Annotated in this window: 21 protein-coding genes; all 21 read left to right on the top strand. The window is 35.1% G+C overall.

All coding sequences use genetic code 11. The features are described 5' to 3' along the window. The first annotated feature begins 7 nt into the window (after positions 1-7). Complete coding sequence (locus ACIFOT_RS12375) at positions 8-1,066, top strand: EpsG family protein (RefSeq protein WP_430064846.1); 1,059 nt, start codon at positions 8-10, stop codon at positions 1,064-1,066. Between the two features lie 16 nt (positions 1,067-1,082). Then, the gene (locus ACIFOT_RS12370; protein WP_430064844.1) at positions 1,083-2,195 is read left to right on the top strand and encodes a hypothetical protein; all 1,113 of its coding nucleotides are present in this window, start codon (positions 1,083-1,085) and stop codon (positions 2,193-2,195) included. 15 nt (positions 2,196-2,210) lie between these two features. Then, a complete protein-coding gene (gene pseC / locus ACIFOT_RS12365; protein WP_430064842.1) occupies positions 2,211-3,401 on the top strand; it encodes a UDP-4-amino-4,6-dideoxy-N-acetyl-beta-L-altrosamine transaminase in 1,191 nt (396 codons plus the stop codon). Further along, positions 3,401-4,144, top strand: coding sequence for a cytidylyltransferase domain-containing protein (locus tag ACIFOT_RS12360; RefSeq protein WP_430064840.1), 744 nt, complete (start codon positions 3,401-3,403; stop codon positions 4,142-4,144). The genes pseC and ACIFOT_RS12360 overlap by 1 nt, the downstream gene beginning before the upstream one ends. A gap of 21 nt (positions 4,145-4,165) precedes the next feature. Then, positions 4,166-5,149, top strand: a complete 984-nt coding sequence (locus ACIFOT_RS12355) for a PseG/SpsG family protein (protein WP_430064838.1) — start codon at positions 4,166-4,168, stop codon at positions 5,147-5,149. 7 nt (positions 5,150-5,156) lie between these two features. Next, entirely contained in the window at positions 5,157-5,615 is a 459-nt protein-coding gene (locus ACIFOT_RS12350) for a GNAT family N-acetyltransferase (RefSeq protein WP_430064836.1), read from the top strand. Between the two features lie 17 nt (positions 5,616-5,632). Further along, complete coding sequence (gene pseI / locus ACIFOT_RS12345) at positions 5,633-6,670, top strand: pseudaminic acid synthase (protein ID WP_430064834.1); 1,038 nt, start codon at positions 5,633-5,635, stop codon at positions 6,668-6,670. 43 nt (positions 6,671-6,713) lie between these two features. Beyond that, positions 6,714-7,997 (top strand): oligosaccharide flippase family protein, encoded by a 1,284-nt coding sequence (locus ACIFOT_RS12340; protein ID WP_430064832.1) that lies wholly within the window; start codon positions 6,714-6,716, stop codon positions 7,995-7,997. A 72-nt stretch (positions 7,998-8,069) separates the two neighbouring features. After that, complete coding sequence (locus ACIFOT_RS12335) at positions 8,070-9,089, top strand: NAD-dependent epimerase (RefSeq protein ID WP_430064830.1); 1,020 nt, start codon at positions 8,070-8,072, stop codon at positions 9,087-9,089. Between the two features lie 311 nt (positions 9,090-9,400). Beyond that, positions 9,401-10,147, top strand: coding sequence for an NlpC/P60 family protein (locus ACIFOT_RS12330; RefSeq protein ID WP_430064828.1), 747 nt, complete (start codon positions 9,401-9,403; stop codon positions 10,145-10,147). A gap of 143 nt (positions 10,148-10,290) precedes the next feature. Continuing rightward, positions 10,291-11,496 (top strand): leucine-rich repeat domain-containing protein, encoded by a 1,206-nt coding sequence (locus ACIFOT_RS12325; protein ID WP_430064826.1) that lies wholly within the window; start codon positions 10,291-10,293, stop codon positions 11,494-11,496. Positions 11,497-11,538: 42 nt separating this feature from the next. Further along, positions 11,539-12,198: a hypothetical protein gene (locus ACIFOT_RS12320; protein WP_430064824.1), complete on the top strand. Its 660-nt coding sequence runs from the start codon at positions 11,539-11,541 to the stop codon at positions 12,196-12,198. A gap of 302 nt (positions 12,199-12,500) precedes the next feature. Next, complete coding sequence (locus ACIFOT_RS12315) at positions 12,501-13,775, top strand: nucleotide sugar dehydrogenase (protein ID WP_430064822.1); 1,275 nt, start codon at positions 12,501-12,503, stop codon at positions 13,773-13,775. Between the two features lie 83 nt (positions 13,776-13,858). Further along, positions 13,859-14,566: a WecB/TagA/CpsF family glycosyltransferase gene (locus tag ACIFOT_RS12310; protein WP_430064820.1), complete on the top strand. Its 708-nt coding sequence runs from the start codon at positions 13,859-13,861 to the stop codon at positions 14,564-14,566. Positions 14,567-14,661: 95 nt separating this feature from the next. Further along, positions 14,662-15,402 carry a LicD family protein gene (locus tag ACIFOT_RS12305; RefSeq protein ID WP_430064818.1) on the top strand — a complete coding sequence of 247 codons (741 nt, stop codon included), beginning with the start codon at positions 14,662-14,664 and terminating at the stop codon, positions 15,400-15,402. Between the two features lie 55 nt (positions 15,403-15,457). After that, the gene (locus tag ACIFOT_RS12300; protein WP_430064816.1) at positions 15,458-16,912 is read left to right on the top strand and encodes an oligosaccharide flippase family protein; all 1,455 of its coding nucleotides are present in this window, start codon (positions 15,458-15,460) and stop codon (positions 16,910-16,912) included. A 132-nt stretch (positions 16,913-17,044) separates the two neighbouring features. Continuing rightward, on the top strand, positions 17,045-18,484 hold the full coding sequence (locus ACIFOT_RS12295; protein WP_430064814.1) for a flippase: 1,440 nt from the start codon (positions 17,045-17,047) through the stop codon (positions 18,482-18,484). Between the two features lie 114 nt (positions 18,485-18,598). Then, a complete protein-coding gene (locus ACIFOT_RS12290) occupies positions 18,599-19,657 on the top strand; it encodes a glycosyltransferase family 4 protein (RefSeq protein WP_430064812.1) in 1,059 nt (352 codons plus the stop codon). 25 nt (positions 19,658-19,682) lie between these two features. Beyond that, positions 19,683-21,116 carry an O-antigen ligase family protein gene (locus ACIFOT_RS12285; RefSeq protein ID WP_430064810.1) on the top strand — a complete coding sequence of 478 codons (1,434 nt, stop codon included), beginning with the start codon at positions 19,683-19,685 and terminating at the stop codon, positions 21,114-21,116. A 169-nt stretch (positions 21,117-21,285) separates the two neighbouring features. Beyond that, positions 21,286-22,407: a glycosyltransferase family 4 protein gene (locus tag ACIFOT_RS12280; protein ID WP_430064808.1), complete on the top strand. Its 1,122-nt coding sequence runs from the start codon at positions 21,286-21,288 to the stop codon at positions 22,405-22,407. Beyond that, on the top strand, positions 22,397-23,287 hold the full coding sequence (gene galU / locus ACIFOT_RS12275; RefSeq protein ID WP_430064806.1) for a UTP--glucose-1-phosphate uridylyltransferase GalU: 891 nt from the start codon (positions 22,397-22,399) through the stop codon (positions 23,285-23,287). The genes ACIFOT_RS12280 and galU overlap by 11 nt, the downstream gene beginning before the upstream one ends. Positions 23,288-23,394: the final 107 nt, after the last annotated feature.

The raw sequence follows: 23,394 nt of genomic DNA, 5'->3' as shown, positions 1-23,394 counted from the left end.
AATTCGTGTGATTTATTTTTTTATAGTGGGCGCCATTTTATTATCTCATTTATATCTTACATTTAAACCGCAAAAAAAAATCGAAAATATATGGTTTTTTTCTGTTTCTTTCGTATTATTCCTTTTTGCTGCATTGAGAGATGGCATTGGATTTGACTTTAAAAATTATCGAAAGATTTTTCGCCTTGTTAAACACCATGAATCCGTATGGAATATAGAACCTGGATTCTATTTAATTAACTATCTTTGTGGTAATTTTCATTGGGTCATTTTTATTTCAGCTCTCTTGGCGATACCACTTAAAATATTCGTCATTAACAAATATAGTGAAGATAAATTGTTGAGTTTATTTATCTACTTTACTGGTGTATTTATTATGTACGATATGGGAGTTATTCGGCAAGGAATATCGATTGCCATCGCATTTTTTAGTATTCAATATATCTTAAATAGATCCCTAATAAAGTTTTTGGCGGTAATCCTGCTGGCTTCATCTTTTCATGTTACAGCACTAGTATTCATTCCATTGTATTTTATCTCTTCCAGTCGATTTACAAGAAAGGCTATCTATGGAATACTGATTGTTTTACTTGCATTTTCACTATTTGATATAGGTAAGTATATATTAATTACAGTTTTTAACCTGTTGCCATTTGAAATGATTGTGAAGAAAGTCAATTATTATGCCAATATAAATACTGCTAATATAACCCTTTCATTATTGAAAAGGATGGTTTTATTTATCATATGTGTGGAGTTCTTTATTAGAAAAGGTATAAATGACGCTAAATCTTTGTTGTTTTTAAATGGTTTTTTCTTATCAATTATTTTAATGGGATTATTTTCGAGCATCGATACGATAGCAGGACGTGGAGTCGCTGGATTGCAATTTTTCCAAATTTTTCTCATACCAATCTTATTTACCCAGCTAAAAACAAAGATTAGAAAGTTGGGATTGTTAGTGGTCATCGTAGTGATGGCAATCAATACCATGATGGGTCCAATCAATCAAGGAAATAGAATAAAACAGCCATATACACCTTACGATAGTATATTAACCGATTAAGTAGTGAGGTCATTAGATGATACTTTTTATCTGTAATACACCATTTCAAGTTATGAACGCTTTAAATATTATAAATGACCGTCTGCAAGATGAAAAAATCGATATGTATATTACGGATGGTGCAAGTCAAAATTATGATATTTATGGAAAACTGAAAGAATTAAATATTTTTCATAAGATTTACTTTATAAAATTTAAAGAACTGCAAGCGAGCTTAGGCACGAATAAGCTTTTTAATTATGTGAGAAGAACAATCAGTGTCTTTCAAAATGAAAAATATTATAAAAAGATGTGTGACGATTTTAATGTCATTTCCATTTATGACAAAATTTACGCAGAACTTCCTGATTATAAATTACAAATAATTTATACATATCAATCAAGATATAATCCGAATGTAGAAGTACTCTTATATGAAGATGGAGTAGCTTCCTACAGCTTTATTGATGCAGTGAGGAATAGAAGCTTTCTTAAACAAAAATTGCATAAGCTTTTTTTTGGTGATAAATTAGACACTGGATTAAAAGGCATGCTGCTTTATAAACCGGAATTTATAAATAACATTGGATTATTCCCGATTGAGAAGATTCATGCGATTGATAAAAGTAATACTAGGTTAAAGAATTTTTATAATAGCATTTTTCAGTTTAAAGATGATTATTTATTACCATTTCATCAAAAGAAATATATTTATTTTGACCAACCATTCGGAAACAAAGAAATTGATCTTGAGAGTGAAGGGATTTTAGAGATAATTCTATCACATAACGAACGAGATAATACGATTATAAAACTGCATCCACGCACAAGTGAGCACCGGTATGATAATCAATGTACGATATCTAACGATCCCATTAGCTTTGAGATTATCGAGCTTAATGCGGATATTGATAATATGGCATTAATTTCTGTTTTCTCAACTGCATGTTTAAATCCAAAAATAATTTTTGATGAAGAGCCTTATGTCATTTTACTATTTAAGTTGGTAGATATTACTAGACTTTCACATGTGAATGAACAAACATTTGATATTGTATATAGGGTCAGAGACAGCTATAAAAATCCGAATAAATTTTTCATACCAGAAACCATTCAGGAATTAAAACAAATATTGACATCTTTAAAATAACAGGAGGAAGAAGAAATGTTACCAGCAATTTTGGGTGGAAACCCAATTAGAACGAAGCCACTGCCATATGCAAAACAGTATATAGATGATAATGATTGTGAAGCTGTGAACGCTGTTCTAAAAAGTGATTTTTTAACAACAGGTCCAAAGGCCAAGGAATTTGAAGAAGTCATAGCGGATTATGTTGGTTCAAAATATGCAGTTGCTTTTGCCAATGGAACAGCCGCTCTCCATGGAGCCTGCTATGCGGCTGGAATTAAACCTGGTGATGAAGTTATTACAACTCCAATCACGTTTGCTGCTTCAGCGAATTGCGTCTTATACCTTGGTGGAACGCCCGTGTTTGCTGATATTAATAAAGAAACGTTTAACATTGATGTTGAAGAAATCGCAAAGAAGATTACGAAAAAAACAAAGGCAATTATTCCAGTCGATTATACTGGGCAAGCTGTTGATATTGATGCCATCAAGGAATTAGTAAAAGGTACCGACATCGTAGTTATCGAAGACTCAGCACATGCCCTTGGAACCAAATATAAAGGAAAGCGTGTAGGGACACAAGCAGATATGACTGAGTTTAGCTTTCACCCGGTTAAAACAATAACAACTGGGGAAGGCGGCATAATCACTACAAACTCCGAAGAGTATTATAAGACTCTCACTAATTTTAGAAGCCATGGAATCACAAGGGATAAAAACCAGCTTGAACATAAAGATGTTGGCGGCTGGTATTATGAACAATTATTTTTGGGCTATAATTATCGAATTACTGATTTTCAATGTGCACTTGGAATAAGTCAAATGAAGAAGCTGGATTGGTTTATTTCAAGGAGAAAGGAAATTGTCCAAAAATACAACAATGCCTTTATGGATTTAGATGGCGTAATCATCCAAAAAAATGCCGATTTCTCCGATACTGTTAATCATTTATACGTTCTTAAACTAGATTTGCCAAAATTAAAAGCTGATAGAAGAGAAATTTTTGATGCATTTATTGCTGAAAATATCGGAGTGCATGTTCACTATATTCCTGTTTATTGGCTTCCTTACTATGAAAAAATGGGTTATGAAAAAGGAATTTGCCCAAATGCTGAAGAGTTATATAACTGCATGCTTACAGTTCCGCTATTCCCTGCAATGTCAGATGAGGATGTTAATGATGTTATTAATGGTTTTTATAAAATTATCAATTATTTTAGGAAGTAGTGATTGGTTTGACAACAGCAGCAATCATTCAAGCTAGGATGGGCTCAACCAGGCTGCCTGGAAAGGTTATGAAAAAAATCCTTGGTAAAACCATCTTGGAACATGTTGTTACCAGGGTAAAACAATCAAATCAAATAGATGAAATTGTTATTGCTACCACAAATAAAGCTGAAGATGACCCTATTGCTATAGAAGCTGACCGGTTGCAGGTAAACTATTACAGGGGTTCAGAACATGACGTCTTATCCAGGTATTATTTTTCGGCAAAAGAAAACGACGCAGATATAATTGTAAGAATAACGTCTGATTGCCCTTTAATCGATCCCGTTATTACAGATCAAATTATTGGTTTTTATAAAACAAAAAACTATGATATTGTTTCAAATGCAGGTGCTGAACCATCGCAAAGGACCTATCCAAGAGGCCTTGATACAGAGGTATTTTCATTTGAACAGCTTGAAAATGCATTCAACAATGCAACTGAACGGTATCAAAAGGAACATGTAACGCCATTTATTTATGAAAATAGTGACAAGGTTTATTTTTATAAGAACTATATCGACTACTCGAAATTTCGTTGGACTTTGGATACCATTGAAGATTTTGAATTAATTACAAAGGTATACGAGTATCTGTATCATGGGGAGCATAATTTTTATCTTGATGACATCATACGTTTATTTGAGGTACATCCTGATTTAATGAAAATAAATGCGGAAATTGAACAGAAAAAAATCAAGTAGTGATTAAATAGGAGTTTAGAGATGAAGGTATATATATTAACTGAAGCTGGTTCAATGTATGGGTACGGGCATTTGGTTAGATGTTCTTCGTTATATTCTGAGTTATCCGGCAGGGGAATAGATGTAGAATTAATAATAAACGGTGACCATGAGGCTGTAGAGGTTGTAAAAAATAAAAAGTATAGAATCGTAAATTGGCTTTCTATAGACTTCTTATCCCAGCTATTACATGGCGAAGTATATACAATCGTCGATTCATATTTAGCTAATTTCGATATATATCATTTCATCTCTGCCTATACGGATAAATCATTATTTATCGATGATAATATGAGATTAAATTATCCTAAAGGGATTGTAGTTAATCCGTCAATTTATGGAAAAGAATTAAACTATCCTAAAAATACTGAAATCGAGTACCTTTTGGGACCAGAATATGTCATTTTGAGAGATTCTTTCTTGAAAAGCAAAAGAGAGGGCACAAATAATCAAGTTAAAGAGGTTTTAATTACTTTAGGTGGCGCAGATATTCGGAACCTAACCCCAAAAATATTAACTTTATTTAAAAAGGAATATCCTTATTTAATAAAGAATGTCGTGGTTGGTAAAGGATTTACGAACATAAAAGATATTGAAAATATTGATGATCAAAATGTTACCCTGTATTACAATGTAGACGGAAATCAAATGAAGGATTTAATGTTGAAGTCTGATATCACTATTACCGCAGCTGGACAAACCATACATGAATTAATAAAGACTGAAACTCCATTTATTCCAATTCAAGTAATTGATAATCAACGAAACAATGTTAAGGCAATTTTGACCTATAATCTTGTAAATCGAGTCCTTCATAGTGATGATGAAGATGTTATGGATAAATTATCAGCAGAAATAAAATTTTTATTACATGAGGAAAACCGCTTGTTTTTGATCAATAATTTACATGGTCTTATTGATGGGGCTGGTAGTGCAAGAATTGTGAGTAAATTGTTAGAGGAGTAGGTAATTGTTGTTAGAGGATATTTTTCTTAGAAAAGTTGAAAAAAATGATATTGTAAATGTATTCAATCTTTCAAATGAAGATTACGTAAGAGAATACTCCCTAAATAAAGAAAAGATTGAATGGGATGAGCATGTAAAATGGTTTGAAAAAGTTTTACAAAATGATAATTTCTTTTATGTAGTTTCAAACAAAGATCATGAATTCTTAGGTCAGATAAGATATAAGGTAGAAAACAAGAATGCCACTGTAAGTATTAGCCTAAGTAAAGAAATTGTCGGTAAAGGAAAAAGTCGGTCCTTATTAACGGAAAGTATGGTTTTATTAAAAAAAGAATGTCCTTCCATAGAAAATATAATTGCGTATATTTCTAAGGATAACGTACCTTCTCAAAAATTGTTTGTAAAAGCAAATTTTACTTTATTTAAGGAAGATAGTAACTTTAATCAATATATCTATAAATACTAGTTGAGGTGCTTGCAGCTATGAAAATTGGTGAATTTGATATTACAAAAAAGGTTTTTATCATTGCTGAGTTATCTGCGAATCATGGACATGATATTAACATTGCCAAAGAGACAATAAAAGCGGCAAAAGAAGCTGGTGCTGATGCAATAAAGTTGCAAACATATACAGCTGATACCATTACGATTGACTGCGATAATGAATATTTTCAGGTAAAACAAGGTACGATTTGGGATGGAAGAACGCTTTATGATTTATACAAAGAAGCCTATACACCTTGGGAATGGCATGATGAACTAAAAAAATATGCGGAAGAGTTAGGGTTATTATGCTTTTCAAGTCCTTTTGATCCAAGTGCAGTAGACTTTTTAGAAGAATTGAATGTCCCTGCATATAAGATAGCATCATTTGAAATAACCGATATTCCTTTAATCGAGTACACTGCATCAAAAGGGAAACCGATTATTATTTCTACCGGGATTGCAACATTGACAGATATCGAAGAAGCGGTTAATGCTTGCAAAAGAGTGGGGAATGATCAAATTGTACTGCTAAAATGCACATCTTCGTATCCTGCAAAAATAGAGGATTCGAATTTATTGACAATCCCGAATTTGCGGGATACTTTTGGTGTCGAGGTTGGTTTATCTGATCATACATTAGGAATATCTGTTCCAGCAGTATCTGTAGCACTTGGTGCAAGGGTTATTGAAAAACATTTCATACTAGATAAAAATATAGGAGGCCCAGACGCCTCATTCTCATTAGAAAAAGATGAGTTTAAGCAAATGGTAGATGCAGTAAGAGATGCAGAAAAATCTCTAGGTGCTGTTGACTATAGTTTAACTGATAAGAAGAAAAAAAATAGAGAATTTTCCAGATCGTTATTTATAGTTCAAGATGTCAAGGCAGGACAAGAATTAACTGCAAATAACGTACGATCTATAAGACCGGGTTATGGTCTACATCCAAAATATTATAACGATATAATAGGGAAAAAGGCTATAAAGGACTTGAAAAAGGGAACACCAGTAGATTGGAGTTTTATTGAAAAATAAAAGTCATTTTTGTTTAAGTAATCTAAAATAAGGATTTGTAAGCATGTTACTATTGAATGAATTAAAACAGAATAAAATAATCGGAAGCATTTTTTCCTTTGGTTCTGTGACGTTACTATCATCATTCCTATCCTTTATTGTAGGAGTACTGACACGAAATCTTCTGGGTCCTGAAATTTATGGATACTGGTTAACTATTTCTATGGTTTTTCCATTCCTTGGATTACTGCAATTTGGTACTCTAAATGCAATGAATAGAGAAGTTCCTTATTATTTAGCGAGAAATGAAGACAAGAAGGTTGAGGAAATCAGAAGTTTAACCTTCTCATTTATGTTTTCCGTCCCGTTAATCAGCATGTTTGTTCTATTCGCTTCAAGTATTTTTCTCCTGTTTTTTAATATAGATATCGAATATAAAATTGGAATATTTGCAACAACATTTATAGGTGTCTTAACGTTTCTATCCGGTTATATAGAAATGTATTATAAATCAAACCAGGAATTTAAAACAGCTTCAAGACTTATTTTCATAAAAAGTATCTCACAATCCGTTTTAACACTTATTTTCGTTTATGTGATGGGGTATACAGGTTTATATATAGGAATGATTTTATCTTTAATAATCCAAGTTATTTTTGGAAGGGGTTCATTTCGTAAGGTAAAATTGGAATTTTATAATGAAAAGTATAAAGAGCTGATACGGATAGGGTTTCCTATTTTACTAGTTGGACTCATTTGGAGTTTGATGATTGCAAGTGACCGTATTATCATATCCTTATTTATGACCCCGGTAGATATGGGGAATTATGGAGTTGGAATACTCGTATTTAGTACGATGATGTTATTTCCGCAGGTAATTGGACAAGTATTTTATCCAAAGATTGTGGAGCTTGTTAGTAAAAATAATTATGAGGAAATTAGGAGATTATCCTGGAAAGTAAACAAAATAATAGCTATTTTACTGGGTCTGGTTGTTTTAATTGGCTATTTAACACTTCCTTTTTTAATAACCTGGCTAATGCCTGAATATGTGAAGGGAATTAAAGCAGCTCAAATATTAATATTAGGAATTTATCCATTAACTTTAGTAGGCTTTGCTGCAAATTATTTTAATTCAACCCATAATCAGAAGACCTATATGTATATCCAAATAACAGCTATTATCGTAAATATAATGTTGTGCATGATATTCCTTTTATATTCGAAAAGCATTGAATTTATAGCGTTAGGTACCTCACTTGCCAATTTAGTTTATTGTATACTGATGAATAATTTCTTTTATAAAAAATTAAATGAGAATATGAAGACCCCTAACTCACATCTTTAAATTTAGATTAAATAACCCCGGTTTCCTAATCGGGGTTATTTTTTTAGAATTATATTTATAGAGGTGTTTATTTTGTCAGTCTTAATAACTGGTGCTGCAGGTTTTATTGGCTCACATTTGTCAAAAAGGTTTTTAAAGGAAGGCTATAAGGTTGTAGGTTACGATAACCTTAATAATTATTATGATGTTCAATTAAAAAGAGATCGGTTAAAGAATGTGGAGCATCAAAATTTTACCTTTATTGAAGGGAATTTGGAAGATAGAGAAGCTATTAATAAAACTTTTTCCGACCATGATATTAAATTCGTCATTAATCTGGCGGCACAAGCAGGCGTGCGATATAGTTTAGAAAACCCACATTCATATATCGATTCTAATGTGGTTGGTTTCACCAACATTCTTGAAGCTTGCAGGCATAATAAAGTTGAACAGCTGATTTATGCTTCATCAAGCTCCGTTTATGGAGCAAATACAAAGCTTCCATTCTCTGTCCATGATAATGTCGATCACCCATTAAGTTTATATGCCGCAACCAAAAAGGCCAATGAATTAATGGCTCATACATATAGTCATTTATTTGGATTACCAACTACAGGATTAAGATTATTTACCGTTTACGGTCCATGGGGTAGACCTGATATGGCATTGTTTTTATTTACGAAGTCCATTATTGAAGGTAAACCAATCAAAATATTTAACAATGGTAAGATGATGCGCGATTTCACCTATGTTGATGACATCGTCGAAAGTATTTATCGTTTGTCTCTAAGAAAGCCGGAACCTAATCCTGACTGGAATGGAATGGTTCCAGATCCAGGGGCTAGTTATGCTCCCTATAAGGTCTATAATATCGGAAACAATAGCCCTGTGAATTTAATGGATTTCGTAACAACCATCGAAGAAAAATTAGGAATTGAAGCGAAAAAAGAATTCATGCCGCTTCAAGCAGGTGACGTACCAGAAACATTTGCAGATGATCAGGATTTAATCAATGATATTGGATTTAAACCACAAACTTCCATTAAGGATGGCATAAGCCATTTTATAGACTGGTATGTAAACTATTATGAGGTAAATAAGAATAAATTGTAAAATTGCAGTTGTTTGCTTCAACATAAATGAGCAGCGAATCTCCGCATTAATGGAACATATTCAAATGAAAACGAAATCAGAAATAACTCCGGTTTTATTACCCGGGGTTATTTTTAATTAGAACAATATTTTGTTAATATTGTCTGAATTTCTCTGCTGAAAACGTAGAAATATTTCTGATAGAGTCGAAAAAAGTCAGTTTTTGAAATATTTTTGTAATAATATTAAAAAATAACTGTAAATTTTATCTTTCAAATTTTATGAGATACTAGAATTAACAAAAAAGAGAGAGAAAAAGCACGGAGGTTGTCATGAAGAAGTTAATGGTTAGGGGTTTACTATCATGTTCTTTACTCTTGAGCGGATTAATGGGCGGTCATAAAACAGAAGCAGCAACATTTGGCGACAAGGTAGCGGATATTGCACTTGATTATATTGGGGTTCCATATGTTTGGGGAGGAACGTCTCCAAAGGGATTTGATTGCTCTGGTTTTACAAGCTTTACATATAAACAAGCCGGGGTTACATTGCCTCGAACTGCTTCAGACCAATACACAAAAGGGCAAGCGGTTTCAAAAAGCAATTTAACAGAAGGCGATTTAGTTTTCTTCAGCACCTATAAAGCAGGAGCTTCCCATGTAGGAATTTACTTAGGTGATAATAAATTTGTACATGCCTCCAGTTCAGGTGTGAAGATTAGTTCTTTGGGAGAATCATACTATACCAGTACATATATAGGTTCGAAACGAATTGGAAACACCACAAACGGTTGGGTTCATTCTGGGAGCAAATGGTATTTTTATAAAAATGAAGTTAAGCAAACCGGATGGATTAAAGATAATAACCTATGGTACTATTTGGACTCAAACGGTGCCATGGAAACGGGCTGGTTATTCTGGAATAACAACTGGTACTATTTGGAGGCGAGCGGTAAAATGGCAACGGGTTGGATTCGTTCCGCTGACAAATGGTATTTCTTAAAATCTGACGGTTCAATGGCCAAAAGTACAACAATCGACGGATATGTACTTGGCAGTGATGGAGCATGGACCGAATAAAAACTTAATAAAAGTTGAAAAGCGAAATCACTAAAGTGGTTTCGCTTTTATTTTTTCTACTATAATAAAATATTTTCATATTTTTCCACCTAATAGGTAAGGCTTTGATATAATGTACCTAGTAAATAAGGAGGTTAATAGAGATGAAGAAATTTAGCAAGATCATGCTAGCTTCTATTCTATCGCTTTCAATCATGCCACCATTGAATACGAAAGCGGTTTCACAAATAGCTCCAGCCTTTGTCAAGCCGGCAAAGTGGACAAAAGAATCATTTAAACAAAAAGCATTAAATGAGTTGCTGAAACAAAACCCAAAATTAAACCAGCAAACACCAAATGGCGCTGCACCTAATGCATTGACACAAGGTGCAACAGATGTGGTTCAGTTCAAAGATGCCAATTTGGCAAAAGCTGTTCGTCAGGCCTTAGCACTCAGTTCAACAGCAGCCATCACCCAAGGCAAACTGGCTACACTTACGGACTTAACCGCAATGGACTTAAATATTAGTGATCTAACAGGATTAGAGTATGCTGTAAATTTATCTTTTCTAGATGTATCGAACAATGAAATTAGTAATCTATCAGTAATAAGTAAATTAACGAAATTAGAGTATTTAGGCTTAGGCTATAACCAGCCACTCTCCAATAGCAGCCTGGCATCTCTTAATGGATTGTCAGTTTTACAGTATTTAGACCTATCCGGCAATAATATTAATGATGTCTCGGGATTGGGTGGAGTACCACAGCTAGTGGGCTTGGGTCTTTCAGAAAGCAATTTCAGTAATCTCTCTTCTCTTAGCGGACTTACAAATCTGCAGACCTTAGATTTAACCAATGACGCTATTACAGATATTTCCCCTTTAAGCAGTCTAACCAATCTTGAATCTCTATCGCTATGGGAAAATAATATTAGCGATATTTCCGCTTTATCAAATTTAACAGTTTTAGCATCTTTGGATTTAGAGTCCAATAATATTACGAATTTATTGCCGTTAATCAGCCTTGATAATTTATCATATTTATTTATTTCTTCCAATCCAGTATCTGATTTAACCCCATTAAAGGATTTAGGCAGTTTGGAATTTGTTATGCTTCTTGATATGCCAAATCTTGACTTAACTGAAGGTTCTGCCGCGATGCAGATTATCAGCGGTTTAATGGCAAACGGAATTGAAGTGGAGTATGATGGAAATTACGACCCGGGAATCGACTATGGCTGGACAGTGGATGATGAAGGAAATCTTTATTACTACGATGAAGATGGCAATATGGTTACTGGCTGGTATGATATTGATGGTGTAAAATACTTCTTTGATCCAAATACGGGTGTATTGGCTACTAGCAAATAGATTCCAGATGGCACAAAATGGTATTATGTTGATGAAGAAGGTATGAAGGTAACTGGTGTAAAAGAAATTGGTAATGCCCATTACTTCTTTGATAACATGGGAGTGATGAAAACTGGCTGGGCTAAAGATGGTCATTATTGGTATTATGCAAATAGCAAAGGCAATCTTTTAACAGGATGGCTCAACCTTGGCGGTAAATGGTACTATTTAAATCCAGCTCAAGATTCCTACGGTCAAATGGTAACGGGCGTTCATATGGTTGGCAGCACACCATACTATTTTGATGGCAATGGTGTGATGAAAGCAAACGGCTGGTATTTTGACGGAAAATACTGGCACTATGCTAAGAGCAGCGGCGCTCTATATAACAAAACATGGCTACTATATAAAAACAAGTGGTATTACTTCAATAATAATGGTTACTCAGTTGTTGGTCGAAACTACATCACAAATAATTATTATTATTTTAGTAAAAATGGTGACATGGTGACTGGATGGGTTAAACAAGAAGGCTCCGCATATGACTATCGTTATTATAACAATAATGGAGCTGAGCAACGCGGCTGGTTGAAATGGGGCAATAATTGGTACTATTTTAATTCAAATGGTTATATGGTACATGGAGGATATTTAACAATTGGCTCGGAAGTTCATTATTTTAACGAAAATGGAACGTGGGGCGGAGCTAGACCGAATAAGTAAAATTCTAAATGAGCGGGTAGGAAAATCTTCCTCACTCGTTTTTTTTGTCGACTTTTCTATCCGTCAATCATAATATTATTTGGCGACAAAATTATTTAAAAAATCAACTTTTACGTGAAAAAATGAGCAGAAAGGCCAAAATCCGACATCGTTCACCCGTTAGAGTTTCTTTTAATAAAGATTTTTGTTAAAATTAGTTGGGTAAAAATTAATCGTCATACTTTTTGGCGGGTAGACAGCGCCATTAAAGTAAAATATAAGCTTATAGAACATTTTAAGCTAGGTTTGAAAGGAAGTTTCTTATGAATAAAATTTGTGTCATCGGCCTCGGTTATATTGGTCTTCCAACATCTGTTATGTTTGCCAACAACGGCATTCATGTTCACGGTGTAGACGTAAATGCTGCGGCAGTAGAAAAAATTCAAAATAAACAGCTTCATATTGAAGAAAATGGTTTGCAAGAACGTTTGAATGCGGCAATTGACAGCGGCAATTTTACCGTTTCCACTACGCCGGAAAAAGCGGACGTTTTTATTATCGCCGTTCCGTCGCCAATTAACCCGGATAAAACGGCAGATATGAAATATGTTGAAGCGGCAACGAAATCGATTGTACCGTATCTTGAAAAAGGGAACCTTGTCATACTCGAATCAACGGTACCGCCTCGGACTGTTGAAGATGTGATGATCCCGATTTTAAAAGAAAGCGGGCTCGAAATAGGAACAGAATTGCTTATTTCTCACTCTCCGGAACGGGTGATTCCAGGACGGGTGTTTGAGGAGCTTGTTAATAACAGCCGAATTGTCGGCGGTATTAACCGTGAGTCTTCGGAAAAAACTCGTGATTTGTACCGTGCCTTTGTAAAGGGTGAAATTTTCTTAACGAATGCGACGACTGCAGAAATGGTTAAGGTTATTGAAAATACGTACCGAGATGTTAACATTGCATTTGCTAATGAGCTAGCACGAGTTAGTGAAAATATTGGGGTAAATGTTTGGGAGGCCATTAAGCTTGCCAACCACCACCCACGAGTAAATATTCACCTCCCAGGCCCTGGTGTAGGTGGACATTGTATTGCAGTCGATCCGTGGTTTCTTGTAGAGCAGGATCCGGAAAATGCAAAAATCATCCATCTTGCACGTCAAACAAATGATTCCATGCCGCAATTTGTTGCGAAAAAAGTAAAAATGATTGCCGAACAACATCAAATTAAAAACCCAAAAGTAGCAGTATTGGGCTTGTCGTTTAAGGCCAATATCGATGATATGCGCGAAAGCCCATCCGTTGAGGTTGTTCATCACTTAAAAGAGATGAATTTGGAGTTTTCTGCTTTTGATCCGCATATTAAGGAGCAGAAACTGCCGCAGCAATCATTAAAGCTTGATGAAACCTTGCAAAATGCGGACATCCTACTTATTTTAACAGAGCATGACGAATTTAAGATTCTAGATCCAAAGCAAACGTCAAACCTTGTCCGTTCTAAAATTGTGTTTGATACAAAAAATTGCCTTCCTCGTGAGGCTTGGGTTAAATCAGGTTTTGAAGTTCGTGTGTTAGGGGATTCTAAACATAGTTAATTTGCACTGATGTCACAGATTGTGCAAAGGAAGGCTATGCATTTCTTATGTGTGAACTCCAAATCAATAACAGGTGGTACATTATGAAAGAAAACTTTCTAGGGGTTGATGTTTGTTATTATAATTACGACCAGCTCGCCTCACTATTAATGCAGGATATCGAAAAGAAGAAAAAGTCGTTTATTGTAGCGATAAATCCGGAAAAAATTATGAAGGCGCAAGAAGACGAAGAGTTAAGAATGCTTCTAAACCGTGCTGATTATCAAATTCCGGATGGCATTGGTGTTATTTTAGCTTCTAAGTTAAAAGGCGGTCAGATAAGAAGTCGTGTGACCGGCATTGATATGATGCTAAAACTATGTCATATGGCGGCAATAAAAGGGAAACGGGTTTTTCTGTACGGCGGTAAGCCAGGAGTAGCAGATGCTGCAAAAATTGTGCTTGAAAAACAAATCCCTGGCATTCAAATTGTGGGCACATTACATGGTTATGAGAAGGATGAAAAAGCGGTCATTAATACAATCAATCAAAATAATCCGGAAATTATCTTTGTTGCATTAGGAAGTCCTGCACAGGAATATTGGATTGTTAATCATATGAACAAGGTTACACCATCTGTATTTCAAGGAGTCGGCGGTTCATACGATGTGATATCAGGAAACCTTAAAAGAGCACCGGAGATATTCCAGTCACTGGGACTCGAATGGTTCTACCGGCTTATGAAAGAACCATGGCGTTGGAAAAGACAATTAATCTTACCAAAATTCCTAATAAAAACGTTAAAAAGATAGAATGGATAAATTGGCACTATTTAATAAATGTTTTAAATAGCCTTTCTCGTGTTTTATGGAGAGAGGCTTTTACTTCATGGTTTAGGGGGAGAAAGATGGGGTCGTTTGTAGATAATTTGATTAAACATTTACGGGCAAGCAAATTCTATAGGGTTGCCAGGAATAATCCAGTTTTAATTAAGGTGAAGCGAAAATATGATAAGGCTCAATATCAAAAACAAAAGGATATGGTACATGTACATGGTCTACAAACCTTGAAGTATATGAAAGAAGGCTTTGAAGAAATTGGTGAGGAGTTTTGGCTTGATTATGGGACACTGCTGGGGGCCGTAAGGGAAAAGGATTTTATCAGCCATGACAAAGACTTGGATATCGGCTGCTTCGATTTTGACGATAAAAAGAAGGATCAACTGGTTCAAGTGTTAGAGAAAAAAGGTGTTATGCTATATAAACAGTATGAAATGGACGGAAAGATTTTTGAGCAGGCTTTTCATTATAATGGCCTACATATTGATATTTTCTATTATTGGAAAAAAGGTGAGGACCTCATTTGGTGTTATTTCAGTGAGATTGGCTTTGATATGGAATTCGAAAATTTCCCGACCTATCAAGTAGCAAAAGGATACCGTACAAGTACAGTCGTTTCGCATTTTAAAGGATTAATGGACTATCAATTTAAAGGCGAAATGTTCAAGATTCCAGAAAATTCCCATGAGTATCTGGTGGATAATTACGGGACAACTTATATGCAAAAGGATGAAAGCTGGATTGCAGGGGAATCACCTGATAACATTAAACGGATTGATACCCCAGTTATTGTTAAAGAATATATCTAGGAAGGTTTAGGGCTGGTATTAGACAGCCCTTACTTTTTGATTTGAGGGTTGTTTCATGCAAAAATCGTTAATAAAAAATGCAATATATAAAATTACGTTAAACTTTTTTAATTTAATCGTGCCAGTGATCATCGGTGCATATGTTTATCGTACTTTAGGAACGGATGCCATCGGTCGAGTGAAGACCGGGGAAACCATTTTTAACTATTTTTTTATTTTTGCCGCCTTTGGTGTTTATCAATATGGGCTGCGTGAGGTCAGCAAAATCAGAACTGATAAAGAAAAGGTGAATCAGCTATTTACAAGCTTATTTACCTTTAGCTTAATGACCAACGTGGTAACTCTTATCATTTATCTGGTCGTTTCCTATCTAGGATATGGCAGTAAAGCGTTATTTCCCGTCTTAATGGTTTATGGAACGAATTTTTTTCTAAACATTTTCTTCGTCGAATGGGTCAACGAAGCCTATGAGGATTATGGTTTCATCACAATAAAGACGGTCATTGTCAAAATTATCTATGTCATATTGTTGCTGACATTTGTAAAAAGTTCAGATAACTACTTGGTTTTTATTGGTTTGTTAGCTTTAACAACTGGATTAAATAATATCATCAGCTTTATTTATGTGAAAAGAAGAGTGAAATTTGATTTTTCAAATATTCGGTTTGCCCCACATCTTAAACCGTTATTTCTCGTGGTAATATTTTCAAACGGAAACATTTTGTATACCCAACTTGACCGTTTTATGCTTGGACAATTTGTTAGTGAAAAATCGGTTTCTTATTATACGATGGCCCAGCAAATTGCAACAATGATTAACGCCATTATGCTTAGTATTATTCAAGTAACCATTCCAAGGCTTTCATTTTTAGTGGGCAGTGAAAATGACAATCAATATCTTGGTCTGCTTAATAGAATCGCGAAAATTTACTCCGCACTATTATTTCCGGCAGCAATTGGTCTTTATGTTGTTGCTGACCTTGGTGTTGTCATTTATGGTTCTAAAGAATTTATTCCTGCAGGTCCGGTTTTAAAGATTTTCGCCCTTTATATGATTACAATTGGTTTTGAATCGATATTATCTAACCAAGTTATATATATTAAAAAGAAAGAAAATATCCTGGTCCGATTAATTTTTCTTTCTGGGATTGTGAACGCAGCTTTAAATTCTCTGTGTTTATACTTCGGTGTTCTAACCGCTGAAACGGCCATCTTGACAACAGCTGTTGCCAATATCTTGCTGATTGCTCTCGAATACCAATACATCCGAAGATATTTAAAAATACCATTCCAATTATTATCATGGGCCAATTTAAAATATCTCGTTTTTTCATTACCATTTATTCCTATATCACTGGTGATTCGCTCCGTATTCAACGGAACAATCTTGCTTTTTATTCTCATTGTTGCAGCCTGTGGTCTTTTATACATGGTCATATTAGTTCTATCAAAAGACGAAATCATTACCTTGTTTACTTCGAAAATGAAAGGGAAATTTTTGAAAAAATAAATCAATCGATTTATATCAATATTTGAAATTATTTTGAAATTAACTCTTAAGAAAATCTTAAGGAAACTCCAATATTGTATTCATAGTTTCTCATTATAATTTAATAAAGAAGTCTTATTTACGAGGTTAGATATGTCTACATTAAAAAAGAATTTCCTTTATGTGCTGTTGCAGCAATTTGTCCTCCTTGGACTCCCTTTTTTAACAATCCCTTATATATCCAGGGTTCTAGGGCCTTCTAATGTTGGGCATTATAGCTATAGTTTTTCCTATATTACGCTCTTCATCAATGTGTTCCTGCTCGGTTCCAATTTGTACGCGGTAAGAAAAATTGCAAATGACAAGGCAAAGCCTGAGCAACTTTCACGTTCCTTCAGCGAAATTTTCCTGATTAGAACAGGATTATTATTACTAGCTACGGGGGTTTACTTTATTTGCGTCCCGCTTGTTTGGGAAAACGATGCTGTTTTTTATTGGCAGTCACTGAACCTATTCGGCGCTTTCTTTGACATCACGTGGCTTTTTCAAGGACTAGAAAAATTCAAAAAGGTAGTCACACGTAATATAACACTAAAGCTCTTAGGGTTTGGCAGTGTGTTTATTTTTGTAAAAGATAAAAATGACATTGTTTTATATACTATCATCATGGCCGCTGCCGTTGTGGTCGGGAATATCGCTCTCTTTTACCGGTTAAATGACTATGTCCATATAACATTAACAAATATACAAATTAAGCGTCATTTTCATCAAATGCTCATCTTGTTCATTCCGAGCTTCTCTGCCATGATTTACTCTGTACTAGATAAAACCATGCTTGGAATCATGTCAACTACTGAACAGGTCGGATACTATGAGCAGGCTTATAAAATTGTCTATATGATATCGTCACTTATAAATATATCTGGGGTCGTGATGCTCCCACGAACGTCTTCACTCATTGCGGAGAAAAAGTTTGAAAAGCTAATACATGTGCTCCGCAATGGCGTTACCTTAACCATTTTTATTGTCCTGCCGATTACGTTTGGATTCCTAATCATTTCACATGATTTCGTTCTCTGGTTTTTAGGGGACAAATTTAAACCGAGCGTGACGATTACGATGGTGATGGCACCCATTATCATCTTTAAATCATTAGGAGTCATTTTCGGTTCGTGGTATCTCGTGCCCATGCAAAAGAACAAGGAGTATACATTGCCGATCGTGATTGGGGCGGCTTTGAACTTTGCCCTTAATATACTGTTGATACCCCGCTATGGGGCGGTAGGAGCAGCCATTGCCACTACTATAACAGAGGGACTCATTCTGTCGATTCAATTGTGGTATTTGAAGGATGTGCTCGACTTAAAAGCCCGTTCCAAGCAGGATATTTTGATTTACTTGCTTGCTTCAATTACAATGGCGTTTATCGCTTATCAATTAAGTTCATATTTGCGTTTCTCTTTATTCTTGTCGATTTTGGTAAAGGTAATGACAGGAATCATTGTTTATTCTTCACTGCTATTATTATTGAGGGAAAAAATTGCAATTGGATTGATGAAAAAAATTCTCTATATTAAACAACGCAGAGTTTGACCATGCGTTGTTTTTACTTTGGCATCACTTTATTACTTGATAATTACATGGATAAACGATAACATTATTTTGATTTGGTAAAATAAATTCATATTTTTTACAGAGGGGTTTCTATTGACGAACATTCTTTATTTATTAAATTTCGTTGGTAAAGGCGGAACAGAAAAATACGTATTAGATTTAATTCAAGCGGTTGGACCTGAAAATTGCCGATTTATTTATTCTGAAGAAGGTCCTGGCCTGGCCGATTTTGAACGCACCAACGTAAAAATGTTTCAAGTAAAAATGAACGGTCCCTTTGACATTAGGGCTGCAAAGAAAATAAAGCAGATTATCCTTGCGGAAAAAGTGGAGGTCGTCCATGCACAATTTTTACGCGAAAATTACCTGGCAATCCTCGCAAAAATGATGGGTGCACGATCTAAAGTACTGTGGACTTATCATGTGGATGTCCCAATGGGTAAAGCTATTCGAAGCTTCAATAAAATTATGACTTCCTTCAATCACAAAGTTATTACCGTTTCGCGGTTTATGTATCAGCAGCTAAGAATAAAGGGTGTTTCTACCGCTAAGATGAAATTAATTTATAATGGAGTGGAGGGGCCTGCTAATCAACATCGAGTATCAAACCTAGGTAAGGTTCCTGTTATTTCTGTGATCGGACGACTGCGTGAAGAAAAAGGCCAAGCCTTTTTATTAAAAAGCTTAGCCGTGTTAAGGGATAAAGCCCCAAATATTAAATGGGAATGCCATATTTATGGTGAAGGACCGCAAAAGGAAGAGTTAGTTTCTTTAATTCACGAACTAAAACTTAATACTTTTATTCAATTTAAGGGATTTTCTACAGAGAAGGATAAACTATACCTAAGTAGTGATATTGTCGTCGTTCCATCCAGTAATGAAGCTTTATCCTATGTGGCGATGGAGGCGTTGTCCTATAGCCGCGTTGTAGTGGCGACGAATGTCGGCGGATTGCCTGAGGTAATTCAACATGGAGAAACCGGTTTGCTTGTCAAATATGGCAATCTTGAAGAACTGGCGAATGCACTCCACAGTTTGCTCATCAATCAGGAGTTGATGGATAAGCTTTCTAGTAATGGAAGAAGGTACTTTGATGACCATTTTACACTTGCCAAGATGATTGAAGAAACAATTGCACTTTATAAGCATTAATTTAGAAAATAGGAGTACAAAATCAATGAAATTACTTCAAAGCCATTTTTCTATACTTATTCTTGGGATATTAGCTGTTATCGCAGCGCTGGCCATCGGAAATAGCAAACTTGCCATGCTAATATCTTTAGTCATTGCCATTTGTTCTTTACTGAACAAAGAAACAGGTCTATTATTTCTTCTTGTTTTAATTCCAATCCGCCCTTTTTTAATTGCAGTTAATCCAGGTTTTAAAATATTAGGAGATGCCATAATTGCTTTTCTGCTGTTAAGAACAATTTTTGATAAGCGGAAGGATATCAAAAATCTTTTCACTTTTCATCCCTTTGAATGGGCCTTTTTCGCTTTTGCTGTTATTGGTGTCATTTCTGCCTTCCTAACTGGTGTTTCGTTAAAAGCAATTATTTTTCAGTTACGAGCCTACTTTCTATTTTATATTGTTTTCTATGTGGTAAAACGGATGGAACTATCTTTTGATACCATTCGAAAAATGTCTATTACATCCTTTATTTTGGGTGTCATCCTCTCGATTCATGGGTTTGTGGAAAAAATTTTTCATAAGACTATGCTAATGCCGCAAGTATGGCAGGAGTGGTGGTTATCGCCGACAAATCGAATCCGCGTTTACGGGTTGATAAAAGGACCAAATGAGCTTTCACTGTTTTTAGTCATTACTTTTTTTATATCGCTATATTTGCTTAAACATGTCCAAGGAAAATGGCGATATTTCATTTATACTGGTTTAACGCTGATAGGAACTACTATCTTGCTGACCTATTCACGAGGTACTCTGTTGACTATTGTAGTTTTTGTAGTTGTGTATTTTGTGTTAAGTAGAAAATGGAGACCGTTTGTCTCAATCGGAGTTGTCACATTCATTTCCGCCGGATTATTTTTCGGGATTAACCAAATTGCCGATCAAACTTATGAACGTATTTCACCATATGCCCATTATTATCAACAAAATGGTGGAGAAGAGGGAGGAGCTGAGAGCGGCAAAAGATTTAAAAATACCTTTTCAAATGAAGAAATTGGCCAAAGCAGCGAGAGTGGACGTATTTATTATGTAAAAAAAGCAATTGAAATTTTTAAAGATCATCCACTCATTGGAACAGGATTTGGGACATTTGGAGGAGCGGCGACGCTTACGTATTCATCTCCTGTTTATGAAGAGTATAATATTGACAGGAATTTTTATTCGGATAACCAATATATTTTAATTCTTGCTGAAACAGGTGCACTTGGCATGTTGTCGATTTTTATGACGGCATACTTTTTACTTGTTACCACCTGGAAAAATAGAAAGGAATTTTACGGGCCTCTCCTAGTCTACTTCATTATCTCCCTTATAGTGGGCAGTGCCGTATATAATATTTTGGAGAATGACTCCTTTATGATGTACTTCTTTATATTGTTTGGTTTAGTTTATCAAAAAAGCAAATTGGCAAACCATCCGTAATTGTATGTTGAAGTATAAAGGCCTGGGAGAGATCCTTGGCCTTTTCTAAATTTATTCTTTTAACCGTAATAGGAAAGTCTTTAGTTTGTAACTTTCCTTTCTCATTTTCGTCAAATTTCATGGTTATAATAAATACAAAGCAGTTCTATATACAGAGATGAGGATTCACATGAAAATCTTTTTAATTTCAAATATGTATCCAAGTGATGAATATCCGAATTATGGAATATTTGTGAAAAACACCGAAGAAATACTTAAAAGTGAAGGCTGGACAGTTGAGAAAGCAGTCCTTTATAAAAGTCATAGTAAACTGAGCAAGTTACTTTCATACATACTTTATTATTTAAGAATAATCATAAAAGGTTTTTTTGGAAAATATGATGCTATCTATGTGCACTATGCTTCCCATAATTCCTACCCATTAATTATTTTAAAAAGTTTGAAAAAAAGTTCTGAAATCTTTACCAATGTTCATGGCAGTGATGTCGTACCCGAGGTACAGTCTCAAGAAAAGCATCAGAAGTATGTGAAAAAACTTCTGCATCTTTCGACCATTATTATTACGCCATCGAATTATTACAAAAACCTAGTCGCTGAAAAATACCAAGTTGATATCGAAAAGATTAGGGTTTTTCCATCTGGGGGCGTGAATAAAAATATTTTTCATCAAAAAGAAAATCGCCAGAATGTGTTTGCCGATTTGAATTTGAGTAATAATTACAAGTATGTTGGATTTGTGGGACGTTTAGATGTAGGTAAGGGCTGGGACATTGTCCTGCCTGCCGTAAAAAAAATTAAGGATTTAGGCCATTTCCAAGGGCGGAAGTTAATCGTCGTGGGTAAGGGAAGCCAGCAAAAAGATTATGAAACATTAGTAGAGGATTTGCATTTACAGGATGATATTATTTATTTTCCACTTCTCCCGCAGCAAAAGTTGAGTGAAGTTTATAATTGTCTGGAAGTGTTTTGTTTTCCCACTACACGTAAAGGAGAAAGCTTAGGGTTAGTTGGTCTTGAAGCGATGGCCTGCGGTGTTCCTGTCATTGGGAGTAAAATCGGCGGACTATTAGATTATATTCAGGATGGAGAAAACGGCATACTTTTTGAGGTTGGAAATGACGATGACCTGAAAGAAAAGATGATTGAATTTTTCTCAATGGATGAAACTAAAACAGAACAGATGAAAAAGGCGGCATTAAAAACGGCAGAAAGATATGAAGTTGAACATATCAAGCCATTGTTAATTAAAATTTTCAAAGGATATCAAAGGAGCTATAACCATGTCAATTAAAAAAGCAGTCATTCCCGCAGCGGGATTAGGAACTAGATTTCTTCCAGCAACAAAGGCACAGCCTAAGGAGATGCTTCCTATCGTTGATAAACCAACGATTCAATATATTGTCGAGGAGGCCGTTGCCTCTGGGATTGAAGACATCATTATTGTAACGGGACGGAACAAGCGAGCGATTGAGGATCATTTTGATTATTCAATTGAATTAGAACTTGAGTTAGAAGAAAAAGACAAACAAGAGCTGTTGACTATGGTGAAGGATATTTCCACGATGGTCAACATTCATTACATTAGACAAAAGAAGCCGTTAGGTCTCGGGCATGCGGTTCATTGTGCGAGAAGGTTTATTGGAAATGAGCCATTCGCCGTACTTTTAGGTGACGATATCGTTAAAAGTGATAAACCGTGCTTAAAGCAATTAATGGATGTACACGAACAATTCGGCTGCAGTGTGATTGGGACGAAGATCATGCCAAATGAGGAACTTTATAAATATGGAGTTATTGCTCCTAGCAATGAAGGAATTTCTAATAAAATTGTCGAAGTAAAGGATATGGTGGAGAAACCAAGGGAAAATGCCCCTTCTAATTTTGCTATTATGGGCAGATATATTTTGAATCCGGAAATTTTTGGCTTTCTGGAAGAAGTCGAGATTGGCTATGGCGGCGAGATTCAGTTAACTGATGCCCTTAGAAAAATGGCCGCTAACGAAAAGGTGTTAGCTTATGCCTTTGATGGAATCCGCTATGATGTGGGCGATAAATTCGGTTTCCTTCAGGCAACGATCGAATTTGCTTTGGAAAGAGATGATTTACGAAACTCTCTTGTTGATTATTTAAAGGAATTAAGCAAGAAAGACTACCGCCCTTTTGCAGAATAAATAATAGCGAATGACCAGCCCCACTTGGGGAAAAGGTCATTCGCGAATTATTTGTTACGTTGTTTACAGCTTTTTATCAGATTGCTAACTTTATTGATTCCAAGAAG

The sequence above is a fragment of the Neobacillus sp. NRS-1170 genome (assembly GCF_050468025.1).
The sequence above is the reverse complement of the archived record's forward strand: the minus strand, read 5'-3'. Positions and strand labels throughout refer to the sequence as shown.

Coding starts and splice junctions, on each gene's coding strand:
- ACIFOT_RS12370 (WP_430064844.1), top strand. CDS start 1,083: ATGATACTTTTTATCTGTAATACACCATTTCAAGTTATGAACGCTTTA.
- pseC (WP_430064842.1), top strand. CDS start 2,211: ATGTTACCAGCAATTTTGGGTGGAAACCCAATTAGAACGAAGCCACTG.
- ACIFOT_RS12355 (WP_430064838.1), top strand. CDS start 4,166: ATGAAGGTATATATATTAACTGAAGCTGGTTCAATGTATGGGTACGGG.
- pseI (WP_430064834.1), top strand. CDS start 5,633: ATGAAAATTGGTGAATTTGATATTACAAAAAAGGTTTTTATCATTGCT.
- ACIFOT_RS12340 (WP_430064832.1), top strand. CDS start 6,714: ATGTTACTATTGAATGAATTAAAACAGAATAAAATAATCGGAAGCATT.
- ACIFOT_RS12330 (WP_430064828.1), top strand. CDS start 9,401: ATGAAGAAGTTAATGGTTAGGGGTTTACTATCATGTTCTTTACTCTTG.
- ACIFOT_RS12325 (WP_430064826.1), top strand. CDS start 10,291: ATGAAGAAATTTAGCAAGATCATGCTAGCTTCTATTCTATCGCTTTCA.
- ACIFOT_RS12320 (WP_430064824.1), top strand. CDS start 11,539: ATGAAGGTAACTGGTGTAAAAGAAATTGGTAATGCCCATTACTTCTTT.
- ACIFOT_RS12315 (WP_430064822.1), top strand. CDS start 12,501: ATGAATAAAATTTGTGTCATCGGCCTCGGTTATATTGGTCTTCCAACA.
- ACIFOT_RS12310 (WP_430064820.1), top strand. CDS start 13,859: ATGAAAGAAAACTTTCTAGGGGTTGATGTTTGTTATTATAATTACGAC.
- ACIFOT_RS12305 (WP_430064818.1), top strand. CDS start 14,662: ATGGGGTCGTTTGTAGATAATTTGATTAAACATTTACGGGCAAGCAAA.
- ACIFOT_RS12300 (WP_430064816.1), top strand. CDS start 15,458: ATGCAAAAATCGTTAATAAAAAATGCAATATATAAAATTACGTTAAAC.
- ACIFOT_RS12295 (WP_430064814.1), top strand. CDS start 17,045: ATGTCTACATTAAAAAAGAATTTCCTTTATGTGCTGTTGCAGCAATTT.
- ACIFOT_RS12285 (WP_430064810.1), top strand. CDS start 19,683: ATGAAATTACTTCAAAGCCATTTTTCTATACTTATTCTTGGGATATTA.
- ACIFOT_RS12280 (WP_430064808.1), top strand. CDS start 21,286: ATGAAAATCTTTTTAATTTCAAATATGTATCCAAGTGATGAATATCCG.
- galU (WP_430064806.1), top strand. CDS start 22,397: ATGTCAATTAAAAAAGCAGTCATTCCCGCAGCGGGATTAGGAACTAGA.